Raw genomic sequence first — 1082 nt, forward strand, 5'->3', positions numbered from 1 at the left:
GAGCCGGGCATCCTCTGCGCCTATCGCTGGCAGGGCGAGACGCAACTGCGGACCGAGCATTTCTGCTGGGTCGGGTCCGAGTGAGCCTAGACCTCCCTCAGTCAGCAGCTACCTTCAAGGAGAGCGCCGGCAGCCGTTCCACAACCGGCTGAGCCAGACGTTGAAAGCAGTCGGTCGCCTGTTCCAGATCGGCAAATGGCCCCCGCGACAGACCATTGCTGGCATCCAGCAGCCGCCAGCCCTCATGTCGGCGGTGCTCGAACCGCAGGTTGCGCGCATAGGTTTGGTAGTCGAAGCTGCTTGTCAACGGCTCGAGACCTTCCAGCTGATCCCGCGCGATGACGGCGCGTAGGGCCGCCGGCAGATCCCGATCATAGAGACGCTGCGCCACCGGCAGCGGCAGACCCTCGGCCAGCTCCACCTGCAGCGCACCCGGCACCCAGGCAATCAACTCGGCGCCTTCCGTGACGGCATAGGCGACCAAGGCCTCGACGACCACCGCCAACCAATCCCCGCCCAGCGGGCACTCCGGCACCGGCTGCGGTGTGGTTCGCAGCGACCCACCGCGCGCGAGGCGCCGCTCCGGCAACGGCCGTCCGAGACGCTGCCGGCGCAGATCACGTCGCCAATCGCTCTGCACCTCGTCGATCAGGATGATCCAGCGCTCCTGATCATCGATCAGCCGGCTCAGGCGCAGATGGGCAAACAGGTTGCGTACATCGAAGTGATCGCTGAAATAGCTCTGCTCCAGGCTCGGCAGACAGAAGGCCAGCTCCTCATGATTGCTATGCGGCCCATCGCCGCGCGGCAGTAGGCGCTGCATGCTCCAATCGAGCATCTGCTGGACCACCCGCTTGTCAGGCTGCGGAAAGCGCTTGCCCTGGCGCGGCAGGTGCAATTCGGGCAGCCGAAACTGCTCGCACTGCTCAACACAGAACCGCGAGCGCTGTGGCGGCTGCCAATTCGGATCGGCGCTGCGCAGCAGGGTCTCGAGTGGCTGCGGCAGGGTGGCCCTGGGCTCGTCCTCATACGCCCGCGGCAGCCAAAGCCGCCATTGCTTGAAGTACAGGCCACGCCGCGCG

Annotated in this window: 1 protein-coding gene; it reads right to left on the reverse strand. The window is 66.2% G+C overall.

The genetic code is table 11. The features are described 5' to 3' along the window. Positions 1–97: 97 nt before the first annotated feature. Positions 98–1082: hypothetical protein (locus CKO42_RS28780; RefSeq protein ID WP_200252735.1), on the reverse strand; the 985-nt coding region annotated here is incomplete at its 5' end.

Source organism: Lamprobacter modestohalophilus (assembly GCF_016583905.1).
Lineage (GTDB): Bacteria > Pseudomonadota > Gammaproteobacteria > Chromatiales > Chromatiaceae > Lamprobacter > Lamprobacter modestohalophilus.